17 protein-coding genes and 1 tRNA gene are annotated in these 17,876 nt (G+C 70.0%); 10 read left to right on the plus strand and 8 right to left on the minus strand.

Features of this window, described 5'->3' with window-relative positions:
• Nucleotides 1-7: 7 nt before the first annotated feature.
• Entirely contained in the window at nt 8-1,153 is a 1,146-nt protein-coding gene (gene cydB, locus DDZ18_RS11745) for a cytochrome d ubiquinol oxidase subunit II (protein ID WP_109253579.1), read from the minus strand.
• Nucleotides 1,154-1,166: 13 nt separating this feature from the next.
• The gene (locus DDZ18_RS11750; protein ID WP_109253613.1) at nt 1,167-2,750 is read right to left on the minus strand and encodes a cytochrome ubiquinol oxidase subunit I; all 1,584 of its coding nucleotides are present in this window, start codon (nt 2,748-2,750) and stop codon (nt 1,167-1,169) included.
• A 159-nt stretch (nt 2,751-2,909) separates the two neighbouring features.
• Here DDZ18_RS11750 and cydD point away from each other — a divergent pair, with 159 nt between their 5' ends.
• Both cydD and cydC read left to right on the plus strand, forming a co-directional pair.
• Nucleotides 2,910-4,583 carry a thiol reductant ABC exporter subunit CydD gene (cydD, locus tag DDZ18_RS11755; protein ID WP_109253580.1) on the plus strand — a complete coding sequence of 558 codons (1,674 nt, stop codon included), beginning with the start codon at nt 2,910-2,912 and terminating at the stop codon, nt 4,581-4,583.
• On the plus strand, nt 4,580-6,319 hold the full coding sequence (cydC, locus tag DDZ18_RS11760; RefSeq protein ID WP_109253581.1) for a thiol reductant ABC exporter subunit CydC: 1,740 nt from the start codon (nt 4,580-4,582) through the stop codon (nt 6,317-6,319). Before cydD ends, cydC begins: the two co-directional genes overlap by 4 nt.
• On the opposite strand, the gene DDZ18_RS11765 is transcribed toward cydC, so the two are convergent.
• Nucleotides 6,320-6,553, minus strand: a complete 234-nt coding sequence (locus tag DDZ18_RS11765) for a hypothetical protein (protein ID WP_146190669.1) — start codon at nt 6,551-6,553, stop codon at nt 6,320-6,322.
• 93 nt (nt 6,554-6,646) lie between these two features.
• On the opposite strand from DDZ18_RS11765, the gene DDZ18_RS11770 reads away from it, so the two are divergent.
• From DDZ18_RS11770 to DDZ18_RS11780, 3 genes are all read left to right on the plus strand, one after another.
• The gene (locus DDZ18_RS11770; RefSeq protein ID WP_109253583.1) at nt 6,647-7,003 is read left to right on the plus strand and encodes a DUF488 domain-containing protein; all 357 of its coding nucleotides are present in this window, start codon (nt 6,647-6,649) and stop codon (nt 7,001-7,003) included.
• A 52-nt stretch (nt 7,004-7,055) separates the two neighbouring features.
• On the plus strand, nt 7,056-7,877 hold the full coding sequence (locus tag DDZ18_RS11775; RefSeq protein WP_109253584.1) for a transglutaminase-like domain-containing protein: 822 nt from the start codon (nt 7,056-7,058) through the stop codon (nt 7,875-7,877).
• A gap of 200 nt (nt 7,878-8,077) precedes the next feature.
• A complete protein-coding gene (locus DDZ18_RS11780) occupies nt 8,078-8,827 on the plus strand; it encodes an outer membrane protein (protein WP_109253585.1) in 750 nt (249 codons plus the stop codon).
• A 323-nt stretch (nt 8,828-9,150) separates the two neighbouring features.
• Here DDZ18_RS11780 and DDZ18_RS11785 read toward each other — a convergent pair.
• Nucleotides 9,151-9,237, minus strand: a tRNA-Leu gene (locus DDZ18_RS11785).
• A 126-nt stretch (nt 9,238-9,363) separates the two neighbouring features.
• Here DDZ18_RS11785 and DDZ18_RS11790 point away from each other — a divergent pair.
• Genes DDZ18_RS11790 through DDZ18_RS11800 form a run of 3 tightly spaced genes read left to right on the plus strand, consistent with a single transcriptional unit; the run spans nt 9,364 to nt 11,199 of the window.
• Nucleotides 9,364-10,041 (plus strand): exopolysaccharide biosynthesis protein, encoded by a 678-nt coding sequence (locus DDZ18_RS11790; protein WP_109253586.1) that lies wholly within the window; start codon nt 9,364-9,366, stop codon nt 10,039-10,041.
• A 52-nt stretch (nt 10,042-10,093) separates the two neighbouring features.
• Complete coding sequence (locus tag DDZ18_RS11795) at nt 10,094-10,633, plus strand: disulfide bond formation protein B (protein ID WP_109253587.1); 540 nt, start codon at nt 10,094-10,096, stop codon at nt 10,631-10,633.
• Complete coding sequence (locus tag DDZ18_RS11800; protein WP_109253588.1) at nt 10,630-11,199, plus strand: demethoxyubiquinone hydroxylase family protein; 570 nt, start codon at nt 10,630-10,632, stop codon at nt 11,197-11,199. Before DDZ18_RS11795 ends, DDZ18_RS11800 begins: the two co-directional genes overlap by 4 nt.
• Here the strand turns inward: DDZ18_RS11800 and DDZ18_RS11805 are convergent.
• From DDZ18_RS11805 to DDZ18_RS11820, 4 genes are all read right to left on the minus strand, one after another.
• Complete coding sequence (locus tag DDZ18_RS11805; protein WP_233245824.1) at nt 11,177-11,593, minus strand: DUF4260 domain-containing protein; 417 nt, start codon at nt 11,591-11,593, stop codon at nt 11,177-11,179. The two genes, DDZ18_RS11800 and DDZ18_RS11805, sit on opposite strands and share 23 nt — an antisense overlap.
• Nucleotides 11,594-12,097: 504 nt before the next feature.
• A complete protein-coding gene (locus DDZ18_RS11810; protein WP_109253589.1) occupies nt 12,098-12,379 on the minus strand; it encodes a hypothetical protein in 282 nt (93 codons plus the stop codon).
• A gap of 6 nt (nt 12,380-12,385) precedes the next feature.
• Nucleotides 12,386-12,952 carry an HNH endonuclease gene (locus tag DDZ18_RS11815; protein WP_109253590.1) on the minus strand — a complete coding sequence of 189 codons (567 nt, stop codon included), beginning with the start codon at nt 12,950-12,952 and terminating at the stop codon, nt 12,386-12,388.
• Between the two features lie 232 nt (nt 12,953-13,184).
• A complete protein-coding gene (locus DDZ18_RS11820; protein WP_109253591.1) occupies nt 13,185-13,856 on the minus strand; it encodes an alpha/beta hydrolase in 672 nt (223 codons plus the stop codon).
• Between the two features lie 110 nt (nt 13,857-13,966).
• Here DDZ18_RS11820 and gluQRS point away from each other — a divergent pair, with 110 nt between their 5' ends.
• Entirely contained in the window at nt 13,967-14,839 is an 873-nt protein-coding gene (gene gluQRS, locus DDZ18_RS11825; RefSeq protein ID WP_109253592.1) for a tRNA glutamyl-Q(34) synthetase GluQRS, read from the plus strand.
• Nucleotides 14,840-15,299: 460 nt separating this feature from the next.
• The gene (locus DDZ18_RS11830) at nt 15,300-17,354 is read left to right on the plus strand and encodes an amidohydrolase family protein (RefSeq protein WP_109253593.1); all 2,055 of its coding nucleotides are present in this window, start codon (nt 15,300-15,302) and stop codon (nt 17,352-17,354) included.
• Nucleotides 17,355-17,876: the final 522 nt, after the last annotated feature.

Below are 17,876 nucleotides of genomic sequence, written 5' to 3' on the forward strand. Positions count from 1 at the left end.
GTCTCCTTCAGTAATGATCGCCCGCGGTCACCTCTTCGGTGGTGACGCGGCCCCACATGATCCGGAACGCCCAGGCGGTGTAGGCGAGCACGATCGGCAGCAGCACCACCGTGACGATGAGCATCACGAACAGGGTGAGATGGCTGGACGAGGCGTTCCAGACCGTCAGGCTCGAATTCGGATCGATGTTCGACGGCAGGATGAAGGGGAACATCGACACGCCCACCGTCGAGATGATCCCGAACACCGACAGGTTCGAGCCGGCGAAGGCGATCGTCTCGGAGTCCATCCGCACCCCGGCGATGGCGAGCGCGGCGCCGCCGAAGCCGAGCACGGGCGCGATCAGCGTCCAGGGATGGGCGGCGTAGTTGCGCATCCAGGCGCCGCCCTCCGCGGCGGTCTGCGTCAGCAGCGGATTGGACGGCCCGTTCGGGTCGACGGCGGCGACCTGGACGTAGCCGGCGTCGCCGAACGCCATCCAGAGCCCGCCGATCGCGAACAGGGCGATCGACAGCCCGCCGAACAGCGGCGCCAGCGCGCGCGCCCGGTCTCGGACCGGGCCGTGCTCGGTCTTCAGCGACAGCCACACCGCCCCGTGCAGGAAGATCATCGACACCGACAGGAGGCCGCACAGCAGCGCGAACGGATTGAGCAGGCCGAAGAAGCCGCCCTCCCAGAAGGCGCGCAGCTCGTCGTCGAACCGGAAGGGCACGCCCTGCAGCACGTTGCCGACGGCGACGCCGAAGATGAGCGGCGGGACCACGCCGCCGACGAACAGGCCCCAGTCCCACAGCCGCCGCCAGCGCGGATCGGCGCGGTCATTGCGGAACTTGAACGCGACCGGCCGTATGATCAGCGCGGCCAGCACCACGAACATGGCGAGATAGAAGGCTGAGAACGAGACCGCGTAGACCAGCGGCCAGGCCGCGAAGATCGCCCCGCCGCCGAGGATGAACCAGACCTGGTTGCCTTCCCAGACCGGCGCGATCGAGTTGATGGCGATCATCCGCTCGGTGTTCGTCCGGGACACGACGGGCAGCAGGCCGGCGACGCCGAAATCGAACCCGTCGGTCAGCGCGAAGCCGATCAGCAGCACGCCCAGCAGCCCCCACCAGACGAGCCGCAGGATTTCGTAGGAAACCGGGATCTCCATGACGGGGTCCTCCCTATTCCGCCGGAACCGGACGCGGTCCGGTCGGCTCTGTCTGCACGCCCGCGCGGGCTCGCGCCTCTCCGCCCGGATAGGGTCCGCGCCGGATCAGGTGGATCATCAGCATCACCTCGACCACGGCGAGCACGCCGTAGAGCAGGGTGAAGCCGACGATGGTCAGCCAGACCTGGCCGGCGGCGAGGCTGGAGACGCCGAGGAAGGTCGGCAGCACGCCCTCGATGATCCAGGGCTGGCGGCCGTACTCGGCGAGCAGCCAGCCCGCCTCCGCGGCGATCCACGGCAGCGGCAGCGAGACCAGGGCGAGCTTGAGATACCAGCGCGTCTCGTGGCGGCGCATGGTCGACAGCACGAAGCCGACGCCGAACAGCGCGATGAAGTAGAAGCCGATGCCGACCATGAAGCGGAAGGACCAGAACATCACCGCCACATTAGGCACCGTGTCGAACGCGGCCTGGCGGATCAGCTCCGGCGTGACCTGGTCGGGGCTCTCGACATAGCGCCTGAGCAGCATGCCGTAGCCGAGATCGAACTTGTGCTCCTCGAATCGTTCGCGGGCGCCGAGATCGTCGGGGTTCTCCCGCAGCGTCTCGACGGCGCGCCAGGCGACCAGCCCGTTCTCGATGCGGTCCTCGGCGACGGCCACCAGAGGCAGGATGCCCTCGACCTCCTGGTCGAGCGAGCGCGTGGCGATCAGGCCGAGCACCCAGGGAATCTCGACGGCGTAGTGGGTTTCCTGCGCCTCGCGGTCGGGAAAGCCCACGAGCGTCAGCGGCGCCGGCGCCTCCTCGGTCTCCCACATGGCCTCCAGCGAGGCGAGCTTCATGCGCTGGTTGTCGGTGAGCACGTAGCCGCTCTCGTCACCGAGCACGACAACCGACAGCGCGCCGGCCAGGCCGAAGGCCGAAGCCACCGTCATCGAGCGCCGGGCGAAGCCGCGATGGCGCCGCGCCAGCAGGTAGAAAGCCGAGATCGCGAGCACGAAGATCGAGCCCGTCACGTAGCCTGCGGCGACGGTGTGGACGAATTTCGCCTGCGCGACGGGGTTGAACAGGACCGCGCCGAAATCGACGACCTCCATGCGCATCGTGTCGAGATTGAACTCGGCGCCGACCGGGTTCTGCATCCAGCCGTTGGCGACCAGGATCCACAGCGCCGACAGGTTGGCGCCGAGCGCCATCAGCCAGGTCACGGCCAGATGGGCGCGCTTGCTCATCCGGTCCCAGCCGAAGAAGAACAGGCCGACCAGCGTGGCCTCGAGGAAGAAGGCCATCAGGCCCTCGATGGCCAGCGGCGCGCCGAAGATGTCGCCGACATACTGGGAGTAGTAGGCCCAGTTCATGCCGAACTCGAATTCCATGGTGATGCCGGTGGCCACGCCCATGGCGAAATTGACGCCGAAGAGCAGGCCCCAGAACTTCACCATGTCCTTCCAGACCTGGCGGCCCGTCATGACGTAGACGCTCTCCATCACCGCAAGGATGAAGGACAGCCCCAGCGTCAGCGGCACGAACAGGAAGTGGTACATCGCTGTGAGCGCGAACTGCCAGCGCGACAGCTCGACGACCGACATGTCGACCATGACCGGCTCCATTGTCTCGCGCGCCGTGATCCTGAACCTGACTCCGGCGCGTTTCCCGGACTATATGATGCGTGAACCGGGCGCCGTCGCCCCTGCAGCTTGTCGCATGAGACGCTGCGTCGCAGTCGCGCCAAGCCCGAGCCGTGCCATCCGGAGCCGATGACGCCTGAATCGCCACCCCAGTCCGACAAGCGCGCGCTCGCGCGGCGTCTCGCCGAATGGGGCCGCGCCGGCGCGGCCATGTCCCACGCCGCCAGCGCCCTCGGGATCGCCCAGTACGCGCTGTTCATCGGCTTCGCCTGGGGGGCGGCGAACGCGCTGGCGAACCTCGCCGGCGGCGGACCGGTCGGCCCCTGGCTCGCCGCCGCGGCGGGTTTCGCGCTCGTTCGCGCGGCCGCCCAGGCCGGCGAGACGCGTCTGGGCGTCGAGGCGTCGGCCCGGGTGCGCGCCGACGTCCGTCGACGCGCCGCCGCCGGGCTCTCCCGCCGCGGCCCGGCCTGGGCCGAGCGCGCCGAGACCGGCGAGACCGCCTCGGCGCTGGTCGACGCCGTGGAGAAGCTCGACGGGTATTTCGGCCGCTACCGGCCGCTGATGCCGGTGGTCGCGATCGCGCCCTTCGTCATCCTCGCCGCGGCCTTTCCCGCCAGCCGCATCGTCGCGGCGATCTTCCTCGTCACCGCGCCGTTCCTGATCCTCTTCATGGCGCTCGTCGGCGCCGGCGCGGCGGCGGCCTCGCGCGATCAGCTGACGGTGCTCTCCCGGCTGGCCGGCCGCTTCAACGACCGGCTCCAGGCGCTGGAGACGCTCAACGCCTTCAACGCCGCCGAGCGCGAGGCGAAAGGCCTCGCCGCGGCGGCCGACGATTTCCGCCGGCGCACGATGAAGGTGCTGAGGCTGGCCTTCCTGTCCTCGGGAATCCTCGAATTCTTCGCCGCGCTCGCCGTCGCGGCGACGGCGGTCTATGTCGGCTTCTCGCTGCTCGGCGAGCTGCCTTTCAACGCCGGAGAGACGGTGACGCTGCGGACCGGCGTGTTCGTGCTGATCCTGGCGCCGGAGTTCTACATGCCTCTGCGCCGGCTCTCGGCGGCCTATCACGACCGCGCCGACGCCGAGGCCGCCGCCGAGGCGCTCGCTCCGCTGTTCGAAGACGTGGACGAAACCCCCGCCGCGCCGCCGCGACTGACTGCGGCGCCGGCGGTCGTCTTCGAGCAGGCCGGCTCGGTCTACGCCGACGGCCGGCGCGGGCTCGCCCCGCTGAGCTTCACCGCCGAGGCGGGTGCGATCACCGCGCTGTGGGGCGCGTCGGGCGCGGGCAAGTCGACCGCGCTCAAGCTCATGATGGGCTATGCGCCCTTGAGTGAGGGCCGCATCCTGATCGACGGCGAAGCCCTCGCCGCCCCGCTCATCGGCGAGGCCGCCTGGATCGCCCAGCGCCCGCGCGTCTTCCACGGCGGCCTTGCCGACAACATCACCCTGTTCGATCCGGACATCCCCGTCGCGCGCGTCCGCGCCGCCGCCGAGGCGGCCGGCGTGACCGATTTCGCGGACTCGCTGCCCGACGGGCTCGAGACACGCGTCGGCGATCGCGGCTACGGGCTGTCGGGCGGCCAGGCCCAGCGCGTCGCACTCGCCCGGGCGCTCGCCGCCGACATGAAGCTCCTGCTGCTCGACGAGCCCACAGCCCATCTCGACGGAGAGGCCGAGGCGCGCTTTCTCGACGCGCTCAGGCGCGCCGCCTCCGGGCGCACGGTGATCATCGCCACGCACAGCCCGGCCGTGCGCGCGGTCTGCGACGCCGTCATCGATCTCGAAGCGCGAAAGGCGGCGGCGTGAGGGATCTGCGCTTCTTCCTGTCGCTGGCCCGCCCCGATCGCTGGTGGCTGAGGCTCGGCGCGGCGCTCGCCGCGCTGACGCTCGTCGCCGGCGTCGGACTGCTGAGCCTGTCGGGCTGGTTCATCACCGCCGCCGCGCTGGCGGGCGCGGCCGGGACGGGCGCGGCGTTCAACTATCTCTTCGCCTCGGGCGGAGTGCGCGGCTTCGCTCTGACGCGCACGCTGGGGCGCTACGCCGAGCGGCTGGCCACCCACGAGGCGACCTTCCGGATTCTCGCCCGGCTCAGGCTCTGGGTGTTCCGCACCGCCGCCCCGCTGGCGCCGGCGAAGCTCGGACGGCTCAGGGGCGGCGATCTGCTCTCGCGCGTCACCCAGGACGTCGACGCCCTCGACAATCTCTATCTCCGGCTCGTCACCCCGCTTTTCGCCGCGATCGTCGGCGCGCTCGCGACGGCGGCGATCCTCTTCGCGTTCGCGCCCGCCGCCCTGCCCGGCGTGCTCGGCCTGTTCCTGCTCGCCGGTCTCGGCCTGCCCCTGATCGCCGCGCGCGCCGGCCAGGGGCCAGGGACCGACATGACCGAGGCCGCCTCCGACGCCCGCGCCGAGGCCGGCGATCTCGCCGCCGGGCTCGCCGAACTCAAGGCCTATGGCGCCGACGCGCGCATCGCCGCCCGCCTCGACGCCGCGTCCGAGCGCTGGATCGGCGCCCAGCGCCGGCTCGCCCGGGTTTCGCTGATCAACGGCGCGGCGCTCGCCTTCGCCGGACCGGCGGCGTTCGTCGCCGGCTTCGGCCTGGCCGCCGCCGGCGGCGCGACCGCGCCCATCGCCGCGCTGGCCGGCTTCGTCGCCTTCGGCCTGTTCGAGGCCGCCGCGCCGCTGGTCCAGGCCGCCGAACTCTACGCCGGGACGACCGCCTCGGCGCGGCGGCTGCGCGCACTGTCCGAGATCGACCCCGCGGTCGCCGAACCGGCCGAGCCCGCCGCGCTTCCCGACCGCTGGGACGTGGCGGTGCGGAACCTTGCCTTCACCTATCCCGGCGCGGACGCCCCGGCGCTCGACGGCGTCGATCTCGATCTGCCCGAGGGCGGGCGCGTCGCGCTGGTCGGCGCCTCGGGTTCGGGCAAGTCCTCGCTGATCCGCCTCCTGATGCGCTTCTACACGCCCGACTCGGGAACGATCAGGCTGGGCGGAACGTCGCTGGAAGCGCTCGCCCCGGCCGAAGTCCGAACGCGCTTCGCGCTGGTCGACCAGCGCGCCGAACTGCTCTCGACGACGGTGCGCGCCAATCTGCGCCTCGCCGACGCGGACGCGAGCGAGGACGCGCTGTGGGCCGCGCTCGAGCGCGCCCGGGCCGCCGACTTCGTCCACGCCATGCCCGACGGGCTCGAGACCTGGATCGGCGAGCAGGGCGGGCTGGTGTCGGGCGGGCAGGCGCGCCGCATTGCGTTGGCGCGCGCCTTCGTCTCCGGCGCGCCGGTGCTCTTGCTCGACGAGCCGACCGAGGGCCTCGACACGGAGACGGAAGGCGAATTCCTCGACGCGCTCGACGCCTGGCTCGACGAGGACGCCCGGCGCTCGGCGCTGATCGTGACCCATCGCGCCGCGCTGCTCGGGCGCGCGGAAACCGCGGTCGTGCTGGAGGACGGACGGGTCGCGCAGACGGGCGCGCCGGACGGGCTCGCCGGCGCGGGCGGCGCGTTCGACCGGCTGTTTCCGGCCTTCAAGGCGTCCGGCTGATCAGTCCCAGAACTGCCACCAGGGCGGGTCTTCCTCCTCCTGGTGGATGCCGAGCCAGCCCCGCACCGTCTCGATCGCCGGATCGGCGTGGCGCCACGCCGGCACCGTGTTCTCGAGCCAGTTGTCGGCGCGCGGCGAGAACACCGCGACCACGAAGGCGGCGAGCAGGACCGTCACCAGCATGGTGATGATCGGTTTGAGGACGTCGCCGATGAATTTGAACAACCCCGTCATGGCGTTCAGCTTAACCCAGAAATCGGGGCCGGGCGACAGATTCCCGTCTGGCGGGGCTTGCATCGCGCCCGGCTTCGGGCGCCTGATCGAGCCATGAGCGATATCCGAACCAAGCGCATCTACGCCCCGGCCGACGCCTCCGACGGAACCCGCGTGCTCGTCGACCGGCTGTGGCCGCGCGGGATCTCCAAGGCGAAGGCGGGCGTCGATCACTGGCTGCGCGACGTCGCGCCCAGCGACGATCTGCGCAAACGCGTTCACGCCGGCGAGATGTCCTTCGAGGACTTCGTCGCGGCCTATGCGCGCGAACTCGAATCCGAGCCGGCCAGAGGCGCGCTCGCCGAGCTGCGCGACCTCGCCCAGGACGGGACGGTCACGCTGCTCTTCGCCGCGCGCGACGAGGAACGGAACAACGCTGCGGCGCTCAAGCGTTTGCTTGAAGACGGCTGACGCGCGCGCTTGCGCGACCGACTTCCTCCAAGCCCCCGAAAGGTCCGGCGACATGCTGATCCGCTATGGCTGCAAATTCACCATCTCCTGCATCGAGCCGACGCCGATGGTCTGTTTTCTCGATGCACGCGAGGACGCGCCGCAATGCGGCCCGCCTCGGCAGCGCTTCGAAACCTCGCCCGCCGTCGCGGCCAGGACCTATCGCGACGGCTACGGCAATACCGGACGGCGTTTCGTGATCCCTCCGGGCGAAACGTCGATCGCGATCGACGGGACGATCGCGCATGACGGCCGGCCCGACCCCGTCGCGCCCGAAGCCCGGGAGGTCCCGGTCGAGGCGCTGCCGGACGAGTGCATGCCGTTCCTGCTCGGCAGCCGCTATTGCGACACCGACCGGCTGAGCCAGACCGCCTGGGACCTGTTCGACTCGACCGAGCCGGGCTGGGCGCGCGTCCAGGCGATCTGCGCGTTCACGCACAACCGGCTCGCATTCGACTACATGCAGGCCAGCGAAACGCGCACCGCCTGCGACGCCTTCGAGCAGCAGGTCGGCGTGTGCCGCGACTACGCCCATCTCGCCGTCGCGCTGTGCCGCTGCATGAACATCCCGGCGCGCTATGTCAGCGGATATCTCGGCAATTTCAGCCAGATGGTCCACGATCCGCTGGACATGAACGCCTGGATCGAGGTCTATCTCGACCAGGGCTGGCTCACCTTCGACCCCCGCCACAACACGCCGCTGGTCGGCCGCATCGCGGCGGCGCGCGGGCGCGATGCGGCCGATGTCCCGCTGATCCACTCCTTCGGCCCGCACGTGCTGACCGGCTTCGAGGTCTGGACCGAGGAGGCCGGCGGCCCGGGCGCGGCGGCGTGATCCGCCGCGCGGCGAAGCGCCGACGGCGCTCGGCCGCCGCACCGGACTGACGGCGTGGCGGCCCGCGTCGACGAGACCGCGGCGACCGGGCCCGCACGCTCGGGCGACCTCATGATTGCACACAAATTGGCGCCCGAAGTGGAGTATGGTAAATTTTTTATTAAGCCGAAGTAGCTTAACAAGATGGCTGGGGAATTCAAATGCTTAAGACTTCTGCACTGATAGCTGCGTTCGCGTTGACTACGGGAACCGCTTCCGCTCAGGACTGGAGCGGCTTTTACCTCGGCGGCAATGTCTCGACGAGCTCCGGCGAGTCGGAAGCCGACGTCGTCACCGGCGGCCAGTGGTCGATCGAGGGCGCGCTGCGTCCCGCCTTCGAGGACCTGATGTCCACCACGCTCGATCCGGAGGGCACGGGATTCGGGGTCCAGGGCGGATACCTCCATGAGTATCCGAGCCAGGTCGTGATCGGCGCCGAGCTCGGCTACTCCTATCTCGATGTCGACGACGCCCGAATGTTGCCGCAGACCGCGACGAGCTTCGGACCGTCGCCGACCTACGCCCCCGTCAACACGATCGAGGCGGAAGGACAGTTCAATATTCGCGGCTCGCTCGGCTACGACTTCAATCCGCTGCTGGCCTATCTGACGCTCGGTTATTCGACGGCCGACGCGACGGCGACCACGGAGGTCCTCAGCAGCGGCGGCTACAGCAAGGCGGGCGAGGAATCCGGCTGGGTCCACGGCCTCAGCTACGGCGCCGGGGCGGCCATCCGCCTCGGGAACGCGTGGTCGATCCGGCTCGAGTACGCGCGCACCGAGTACGAGGACATGGTTTACGACACCGAGTACCGGGCGGGCAGCACCTTCACCTCTCCCGAGTACACGGAGACCATCACGCAGACGCTGGAGCTCGACACGTTCCAGCTCGGCGTGAACTTCCATTTCTAGGCTGCCGACGGTTCCGTAATCGGGACGACGAAGCGCGGCGCGCGGGCGATCCAGGAGGACGCCTTCGCGCCGCGTTTCACGAGATCGGAAGCCTGCAGCGATTTCGCCGAACGCCGTCGATCGTGCGGTCCGCCTTCGCCTTGCGGCTTCGGCGAGACAGCCTTCGCTCGCAGCTTATCCGTTGGCTTGCCTAGCCGAAGCTCGCGCAAGCGAGCGTCCAGTGATTGGTCAGTCCGCCTCCGCCTGACGGCTTCGGCGAGACAGCCTTCGTTCGAATTCAACTTCCTGGCTTGCCTAGCCGAAGTTGCGCAGCGAACGAAGGCTGGTGCGGGCGGTCGGACTCGAACCGACAAGGCCTTGCGGCCGGGGGATTTTGAGTCCCCTGCGTCTACCAATTCCGCCACGCCCGCGAACCGGCAGGCGCTCTCTATCTCACGGCCCCGCGCCGGGGAAAAGACCTGCAGCGCCGCCAGCTGGACGCCCTGCGCGACGCGGCCTACCGTCCGCCGCAATTGCTCACAGGCGACCCACCGGCGATGCGCGACGACGATCCGGCAGACCCCATCGACGAAGAACTCGTCCCCGGCCGGGGCCTGGTCGCCGCGCTCGAGGCCGTGCGCGACGCCGCGCCCGAAGAGGGGCTCAGGCTCGAGGACTTCATCGAGGGGCTCGGCGAGCGCGTGTTCGGCGTCGTCCTGTTCGCGCTCGCCATCCCGGTCTGCATCCCCTTCCTCTACGGCGTGCCTCAGGTCGTCGCCCTGCCGATGATGGCGCTCGCCGCCCAGATGGCGCTCGGCCGGCCCGAACCCTGGCTGCCCAGGCGCTTCCGCGACCGGGTGATCGGCCGGCCGGGGCTGGAGCGCATGGCGGCCGGCGCGCGCAAATGGTTCGGCTGGGTCGAGCGGCTGGCGCGGCCCCGCCTGACAGTGCTGTCGAACTCGCACGCCGAGCGCGTCGTCGGCGCGATCTTCATCCTCTTCTGCGCCTCGATCCTGGTGCCGCTGCCCGCGACCAACACCACGCCGGGCATCGCCATCGCGCTGGCCTCGATCGGACTGATCACGCGCGACGGGCTGCTCGTGCTCGCCGGCCTCGTCCTCGGGACGGCCTGGGTCACCCTGCTCGTCGTCGGCTTCGCCGTGCTGGGCCCGGCCTTCATCGACGTGATGAAGGACTTCGTCTCCGGCCTGATCGGCGCGATGACATCTTCGTAGGCGCGGCGCTTCGTCCCTCGCCCGCGCGTCCTTGAACGTTATAGTCCCGCCCATGACCGACGCCGCCGCCTTCCTCCGCACGCAGTCCGCCCCGACCCGCTGGCCGCTCTGGGGCGCGTTCGCCTCGATCGCGCTTCTGCTCGGCGCGCTCGGCTTCGAGTTCATCGGCGGCTATCCGCCGTGTCCGATGTGCTACGTCCAGCGCTGGATCCATGTCGCCGCGGCGGTTCTCGGCCTCGGTCTCGTCGGCGCCTACGCGTTCGCGCCCGAGACCCGCCGCTACGCCCGCTGGGGCGCGGCCGCGCTCGGGCTCGTCTTCGTCGGCAGCGCGCTCTACGCCGCCCGCCACGCCGGCATCGAGTACGGGCTCATCGAGGGCCCGGCCTCCTGCACGGCCTCGGGCGGCTCGCCGAATTTCAGCCTCGACGATCTCAACGCCGCCCTCGGCGCCGGTCAGCGCGTGGTGCTGTGCGACGAGATCGCCTGGTCGCTGTTCGGGATCTCGATGGCGGGCTGGAACGCGCTGATCAGCGCGGGGCTCGCCGCCGTGTCGTTCGTCGCCGCCAGCCGCCGCGAGGAGGCGCCCGCATGAGCTTCGAAAGAAAGACCGTCCGCCGCCCCGGAAACGTCCGCAGCGCCGACCGGACCGGCGAGATGATCCGCGTCGACCACGCCGGCGAATACGGCGCGGTGCAGATCTACAAGGGCCAGCGCGCCGTCTTCGCGCGCCTGCCCGAGAAGGCGCGCATCGCCGGGCAACTCAAGCGCATGGAGGCCGACGAGCAGCACCATCTCGACGCCTTCGACAAGCTGCTCATGGAGCGCAAGGTCCGACCGACCGCGCTGGGGCCGATCTGGAACGTCGCCGGCTACGGGCTCGGCGTCGTCACCGCGCTGATGGGCGAGAAGGCCGCCCACGCCTGCACCGAGGCCGTCGAAAGCGTCATCGAGGGCCATTACGACGCCCAGGTCGAAGAGCTCGAGGCCGCCGGCGAGACCGAGCTGGCGGCGACCTTCGCCCGCTTCCGCGACGAGGAGACCGAGCACAAGGACCTCGCCGTCGGGGAGGGGGCCAAGGAGGCGATCGGCTATCCGCTGCTCTCGGCGGCGATCAAGGCGGGCTGCCGGCTGGCGATCAGGGTGAGCGAGAAGGTTTAGGGATTGGCGACACCCGGCCGATCCGGCCGAGATGGGTGGACTTGAAGCCGGCGGCGTATTTCAGGCCGTATCCCAGAAACCGGTCGAACCCGACATGGCCTGCCCAGATCAGCGCGAAGGGAATCAGCGCCGGCTCGACGACCAGTCCGGCCGCGCCCAGCGCGACCGGTCCGGCGTAACTGTGGGCGGCGTTATAGACCGCCGCGCCGACGCGCGGACCGGCGAGATAGGCGGCCATCGACAGGTCGGGCGCCAGGAACAGCACGCCGGCCAGCCACCACGGCGCGCCGGCGGCCGCGTAAAGCAGCCCGGACAGCACCAGCATGGCGGCTCCCTCGGTCCGCAGGAGCGCGCCGGGCCAGCCGGCCGCGCAACCGGTCTCCATCGTCTTCATCCATGCCCTCCTGAGATTCATCGGGTGCGACCCGGCCATTATGCGCGGAGGCGACGCGACGGGGATACCGGGTGGAGCGACGCGCTCAATGCTCGGTCCTCGGGCTTGACCCAAGGACCCAGTCATCATTCGTCGAGCGCTCCGACTTGGGCCCTTGGATCACCCGCCTTCGCGGGCGCAGGCAAGTCCAAGGGCCGAGAGGAGTAGCGCGCAAGGCGCGCCGAGCCCGGCGCAGTCACCTTTCCCTCCCCTTGAGGGCAGTCGCCTTTCCCTCCCCTTTAGGGGAGGGTCGGGGTGGGGTGATCTCTCCGGCCGCGCCGCAGACCCCCACCCCTGCCCTCCCCCGCAAGCGGGGGAGGGAAAGGCGCTCAGCGCCCGAAACTCCGGAACATCATCATCCCGGCCGGAGCGCTTAACGGGCGAAGAGCCGCACTCGCCGGCCATGGCGGCCCGCCCGGTAAGACCCCGCCAGCGCCGCAATAACCGGGCGAACCGGACCCAGTTCTAGGAGCTCAGGAGAAGCGCTCCGCCTGCAAGACCGGCGATCGCCATGATCGCACCCAGCCATCTCGCGATCACTTTCCATCGATCCCACGACCCAGGCATGAAGACGCCCCAAGGCTTGGCCTTGTCGAATGAGCCGATCACGACCGCAACGCCCATCATCGAGAAAGCGGTCAAGCCCGTCGCATTCAGATCGGACGTTTCGAGCAAGACGAGCATCGTTACAGGATAGCCAATCCCGAAAAAGAAGAGCCCTGAGATCACGTGGTGGAGCCCGGGCATCGCCCCCTACGCCTCCAGCTCGACGTCCCAGTAGAGATAGTCGAGCCAGCTCTCGTGGAGATATTTCGGCGGGAAGCGCCGGCCCTGCGCCTGCAGCTGGTGCATGCTCGGCCGGTCGATCCGCGAGCGCAGCGGCATGGCCGCCTCGCGCGGGCTCTTGCCGCCCTTCCTGAGATTGCACGGCGCGCAGGCGGTGACGATGTTGTCCCAGGTCGTCCGCCCGCCGCGCGAGCGCGGCACGATATGGTCGAAGGTCAGCATGTCGAGCTTCGACGAGCCGCAATACTGGCAGGCGAAGCCGTCGCGCAGGAAGACGTTGAACCGGGTGAAGGCCGGCGGCCGGTCCTGCTTGATGTAGTCGCGCAGCGCCACGACCGAAGGCGCGGGCATGGCGAAGGAGGGCGAGCGGATCAGCGTCTCGTATTCCGACACGATCGAGACGCGGTCGAGGAAGACGGCCTTGATCGCCTCCTGCCAGGGCCAGGTCGACAGCGGATAGTAGGACAGGGGCTGGTAGTCCGCGTTCAGGACGAGACAGCGAAGGTCGTCCGGCGCATCCCTAGAGATCCGCATGTCGACCTCCCGAAAACCGCGCAGCCCGGAAGGTCCGTGCGGACCGTCGGCCGGGGATCCGGACTCGAGCGAGCGTCCTGAAAACGCGCCTCCTTCTGACGAAGCACCTGATTCGACGAAACGAATCAGAGCTGTCCACGTCCATCGAGCGCACTTTAACCGAAAGCGCGTGACAGGCCTATGACACGCCGCACAAGGCCCGCTGACAACCCCTCCGGGTGTGGTCCGGCGGTTACGCCGACGCCGTCGCGTATTTCCCCGACAGCGCGGCCTTGAGGAAGCGCCCGCCCAGCTCCAGCCCGTCCGGGCCGATGGAGTGCGGGATCCCGCGCGAGATGTGGAACTCCGCCCCGGCGCCGGCCGCGGCGAGCCCCTGGGCGGCGGCGAGCGTCAGGCCCGGCGGCAGCACGTCGTCGCTGTCGCCGTGGACGAGCAGGACGGGCGGCTTCGCCGTCATCTCGTCCTTCAATCGCTCGGGCCCGGCCAGCGCGCCCGAATAGCCGAGAATCCCCGCCGGGCCGCGCTCGCGCCTGAGCCCGACATGCAGCGCCATCATGGTTCCCTGCGAGAAACCGACCAGCGCCAGATCCTCGGGCTGGAGCTCCCAGCGCCGCAGTTCGGAGTCGATGAAGTGCGCCGCCGCCGGCGCGGCCGCGCGCGCGCCGCTCTCCATCAGGTCCGGGTCGAGCCGGGAGATCGGGAACCACTGATAGCCGTTGGGGACGCCGGGGACCGGCTCGGGCGCGTTGGGGCTGGCCCAGGCGACGTCGGGAAACGCCTCGGCCCAGTGCTGGGCCAGGCCGGCGAGATCGGCGCCGTTCGAGCCGTAGCCGTGGAACAGCACCACCAGCTTCTTCGCCGTCCCGCCCTTGGGCGGGATGCGCGGTCCGTCGATGAGGATCATGGAAGGGTTCGATCGGTTGTCGCTGCGTTCGGAGGCCGGATCATAACGGCGCGGGCCGCGCGGAAAAGAGCCCGCTTCGCCCGGCGCGCAGGCGGTGCTAGGCGTGGGTCATGAGCGCCTTCACCACCCGCTTCGCGCCGAGCCCGACGGGGCTTCTCCATCTCGGCCACGCCTTCTCGGCGCTGACCGCGTGGGACGCCGCGCGCGAAGCCGGCGGGCGCTTCATCCTGCGCATCGAGGACATCGACACCGCCCGCTGCCGGCCGGAGTACGAAGACGCGATCTCCGAGGACCTGGCCTGGCTCGGGCTGGAATGGGAGCGGCCGGTGCGCCGGCAGAGCGCGCACTTTCCCGAATACGCCGCCGCGCTGGAGAGCCTCGCCGATCGCGGGCTGGTCTATCGCTGCTTCAAGACCCGCAAGGAGATCGCCGACGAGATCGCCCGCGCCCCGCACCATCCCGGCGAGGGCCCGGAGGGCGTGATCTATCCCGGGCCGCTGGAGCCGATGAGTCCGGACGAGGAGGCCGAACGCATCGAGAAGGGCGAGGCCTTCGCTTGGCGGCTGTCGATCGCGGCCTGCCGCGAGGCGCTCGGCGAGCGGTTCGAGACGCTGACCTTCACCGAGCAGGGCGAAGGCCCAGACGGCGAGACCGGAACGGTGCGCGCCCGGCCCGAGACGCTCGGCGACGTCATCCTGGGGCGGAAGGATGTCGGCACGAGCTACCACCTGGCCTGCGCCCATGACGACGCGCTGCAGGGCGTCACCCACGTCATTCGCGGACAGGACCTGTTCTTCGCCACGCATCTCCACCGGCTCCTCCAGGAACTGATGGGCTGGCCCGTCCCGGTCTTTCGCCATCACCGCCTGCTGCTCGACGATCGCGGCAAGCGCTTCGCCAAGCGCGACCGCTCGGTGACGATAAGGGCGCTCCGGGAGGCCGGGGAGACGCCGGAAAGTCTTCGCGCGCGGATGGAGTTGTGAGCCGCCGCCCTTCAGGGCGCCGAACCGCCCCCTTACCGGCTCGGTCCTTGGGCTTGACCCAAGGACCCAAGGCGCCGCCCGCATCGCGCTCCATGCTGGGCCCTTGGATCGAGTCCAAGGGCCGAGAGGAATGGTGGACACGCGCAACCCCCGGCCCTCCCCCCGCAAGCGGGGGCGGGGGAAGCGCGCCCCGCCAACGCAGGCGCGTCTCCCTCCCCTTCAAGGGGAGGGTCAGGGTGGGGTGATTTTTTCGGCCGCGCCGCAAGCCCGCCTGAACCCCCGGCCGACCGGAGGGAGAGCCGGGGCCTCCAGGAGAACCGTCGTCGAGAGGTCCCGGATCGCGCCTTCGGCGCGTTCGGGATTTCAATCCGCCCCGTACGCATCCGGGCGCCCTCCGGCGAGACGCCGGCCGATTATGCTGCTAAACGCGAATCAGACGGGACAAGACGGGGAGACCTCCATGCTGCAATTCCACCGATCGCTGCCGGCGCTGGCCGGCGTTCTCATGCTGGCCGCCTGCGGCGAGCCCGCCGCGGAGACCGGCGCCGAGACCGCCGCCGACGAAGCCGGCGTGTTCACCATCCTGCTCGGGGGAACCGCGATCGGCGCGATGGAGGTCGAGACGCTCGCCGACGGATACGACGTCCATTTCGAGTATTCGAACAACGGCCGCGGCCCGACGCTCGACGAGGCGATTCGCCTCGCCGCCGACGGCACGCCGGTCAGCTGGACGATCGAAGGCGCGGAGACCTTCGGCAACCAGGTCGACGAAAGCTACGCGCTCGACGGCGGCGAGGCCCGCTGGCGCGACGCCACCGGCGAGGGATCGGCCGAGATCGACGCGCCGACGCTCTACGCCCCGCAGAACGGCTCGCCCTACTTCCTCGCCGTCGCCGCCCGCGCGCTGATGGCCGACGATGACGGCGTCATGCCCGTCCTGCCCGGCGGCGAACTGCGCCTGACCGAGATGCAGGACGTCACGCTGGCGACCGAGCAGGCGATGCGCGAGGCGACGGTCTACGCCCTGTCGGGGACGAGCTACGACCCGACCTATTTCATCATGGACGGGGCGGCCTTCCTCGGCCTGATCACGCCGCGCTTCGCCGTGCTCGCCGAGGGCTTCGAATCCGAGGGTCCGCGCCTGCGCGAGCTCGCCGCCGATCTCGGCGCGGCGCGCTACGCCGACATCGCCGAACGCGTCGCCCATGATTACGCGGGCCCGGTCCGCGTCACGAACGTGCGCGTCTTCGATCCGGAAACGCAGAGCCTCGGGGAGCCCGCCTCGGTCGTGTTCGAGGACGGCGCGATCGTCGCGGTCGAGGCCGCCGACGCGGCCGGCGACGGCGAGACGGTGATCGACGGCGACGGCGGGACGCTGGTTCCGGGCCTGTTCGAGATGCACGGCCATCTCGGCGAGTCCGGCGCGCTTCTGAACATCGCCGCCGGCGTCACGAGCGTGCGCGACATGGGCAATGACAACGAGGTCCTCGCCGCGCTGATCGAGCGCATCGAGTCCGGCGAGATGGTCGGCCCGCGCGTCTTCCGCAGCGGCTTCATCGAGGGCCGCAGCGAGTTCAACTCCAATAACGGCCGGGTCGTCGAGAGCGAGGAAGAAGCTGTCGCCGCCGTGCACGCCTACGCCGACGAGGGCTTCGAGCGCATCAAGATCTACAACTCGATGAACCCCGACTGGATCCCCGCCGTCATCGACGCCGCCGATGAACGCGGGCTCTACGTCATGGGCCACGTGCCGGCCTTCACCAACGCCGACGCCATGATCGCGGCGGGCTATGACGAGATGACCCACATCAACCAGGTCATGCTCGGCTGGGTGCTCGAAGACGGCGAAGACACGCGCACGCTGCTCAGGCTCACCGCGCTCAAGCGCCTGCCCGATCTCGACCTCGAGAGCGAGGCGGTGCAGTCTACCCTCGACGCCATGGTCGAAAACGACGTCGCCATCGACCCGACCTTCGCTATCCACGAGGCGCTGCTTCTGTCGCGCAACGGCGAGCTGTCGCCCGGCGCGGTCGACTATGTCGATCACCTGCCCGTCGACGCCCAGCGCCAGGCGCGTTCCGCCTGGGCCGACATCGCGAGCCCCGAGGACGACGCGGCCTATCGCGGCGCCTTCGACCAGATCAACGAGACCCTGCGCATGATGCGCGAGCGCGGGATCCGGCTCGTGCCGGGCACCGATCTGGGCGGCTCGTTCGCGTACCATCGCGAGCTCGAGCTCTACCAGACGATCGGCATGACCGCTCCGGAGATCCTGGCTTGGGCGACGCTCGGCATGGCCGAGCATCTCGACGCGGCCGACGAACTCGGCTCGATCGAGCCGGGCAAGCGGGCCGACTTCTTCCTGGTTCCGGGCGACCCGACGGCCGACCTCAAGGCGATCAAGACCATCCGCATGGTCGTCGCCGACGGCCGGGTCGTCTTCCCCGAGGAGGTCTATCCCGAGTTCGGGATCCGGCCCTTCGCCGAGGCGCCCGCGGTGACCGCCGCGGAGTAGGCGGGCGCAATTCCCCACCGTCTCGGTCACTGGGCCTCCGGATCACCCGCCTTCGCGGGCGCAGGCAAGTCCGAAGGCCGAGAGGAGGGACGGATAAGCGCCGACCCCGGCGCAATCGCCCCTCCCCCCCCTTGATGGCTCGACGGTTCCGAAGGGTTCCTTCGTCATCCCCGAGGCCGAAGGCCGTCGGGGACCCAGAGATGCCGAGAGCCCTTCGATCTCTGGGTTCCCGCTTGCGCGGGAATGACGATCGAGGAGGCTTTTGAGGACTTATCCTTCGCCGTCATCCCGGACGAGCCGGCCTCAATCGTCTCGGTCCTTGGGCTTGACCCAAGGACCCAGATCGCCAACCGCCGCGTCCGCCAGCCTTGGCCCTTGGATCGAGTCCAAGGGCCAAGAGGACGGGCGGATAAGCGCCGACCCCGGCGCCGGAGCTCGCTCCGCGCTCGCATGAAGAGAAGAAGAGGGTCGCGCGGGCGGTCCGGCGGGCCTCTCGGATGTGTTAGCGGCGGCCCTTCGGAC

It is taken from the genome of Marinicauda salina, from assembly GCF_003122085.1.
GTDB classification, from domain to species: Bacteria; Pseudomonadota; Alphaproteobacteria; order Caulobacterales; family Maricaulaceae; genus Maricicauda_A; species Maricicauda_A salina.

What these genes read in the sequence shown, in the direction of transcription:
- DDZ18_RS11750 (WP_109253613.1), bottom strand. Translation starts at nt 2,750, where the DNA reads ATGGTCGACATGTCGGTCGTCGAGCTGTCGCGCTGGCAGTTCGCGCTC.
- gluQRS (WP_109253592.1), top strand. Translation starts at nt 13,967, where the DNA reads ATGAGCGCCTTCACCACCCGCTTCGCGCCGAGCCCGACGGGGCTTCTC.
- DDZ18_RS11810 (WP_109253589.1), bottom strand. Translation starts at nt 12,379, where the DNA reads ATGCCCGGGCTCCACCACGTGATCTCAGGGCTCTTCTTTTTCGGGATT.
- DDZ18_RS11775 (WP_109253584.1), top strand. Translation starts at nt 7,056, where the DNA reads ATGCTGATCCGCTATGGCTGCAAATTCACCATCTCCTGCATCGAGCCG.
- DDZ18_RS11770 (WP_109253583.1), top strand. Translation starts at nt 6,647, where the DNA reads ATGAGCGATATCCGAACCAAGCGCATCTACGCCCCGGCCGACGCCTCC.
- cydB (WP_109253579.1), bottom strand. Translation starts at nt 1,153, where the DNA reads ATGGAGATCCCGGTTTCCTACGAAATCCTGCGGCTCGTCTGGTGGGGG.
- DDZ18_RS11790 (WP_109253586.1), top strand. Translation starts at nt 9,364, where the DNA reads ATGCGCGACGACGATCCGGCAGACCCCATCGACGAAGAACTCGTCCCC.
- DDZ18_RS11805 (WP_233245824.1), bottom strand. Translation starts at nt 11,593, where the DNA reads ATGAAGACGATGGAGACCGGTTGCGCGGCCGGCTGGCCCGGCGCGCTC.
- DDZ18_RS11820 (WP_109253591.1), bottom strand. Translation starts at nt 13,856, where the DNA reads ATGATCCTCATCGACGGACCGCGCATCCCGCCCAAGGGCGGGACGGCG.
- DDZ18_RS11765 (WP_146190669.1), bottom strand. Translation starts at nt 6,553, where the DNA reads ATGACGGGGTTGTTCAAATTCATCGGCGACGTCCTCAAACCGATCATC.
- cydD (WP_109253580.1), top strand. Translation starts at nt 2,910, where the DNA reads ATGACGCCTGAATCGCCACCCCAGTCCGACAAGCGCGCGCTCGCGCGG.
- DDZ18_RS11780 (WP_109253585.1), top strand. Translation starts at nt 8,078, where the DNA reads ATGCTTAAGACTTCTGCACTGATAGCTGCGTTCGCGTTGACTACGGGA.
- DDZ18_RS11815 (WP_109253590.1), bottom strand. Translation starts at nt 12,952, where the DNA reads ATGCGGATCTCTAGGGATGCGCCGGACGACCTTCGCTGTCTCGTCCTG.
- DDZ18_RS11830 (WP_109253593.1), top strand. Translation starts at nt 15,300, where the DNA reads ATGCTGCAATTCCACCGATCGCTGCCGGCGCTGGCCGGCGTTCTCATG.
- DDZ18_RS11800 (WP_109253588.1), top strand. Translation starts at nt 10,630, where the DNA reads ATGAGCTTCGAAAGAAAGACCGTCCGCCGCCCCGGAAACGTCCGCAGC.
- DDZ18_RS11795 (WP_109253587.1), top strand. Translation starts at nt 10,094, where the DNA reads ATGACCGACGCCGCCGCCTTCCTCCGCACGCAGTCCGCCCCGACCCGC.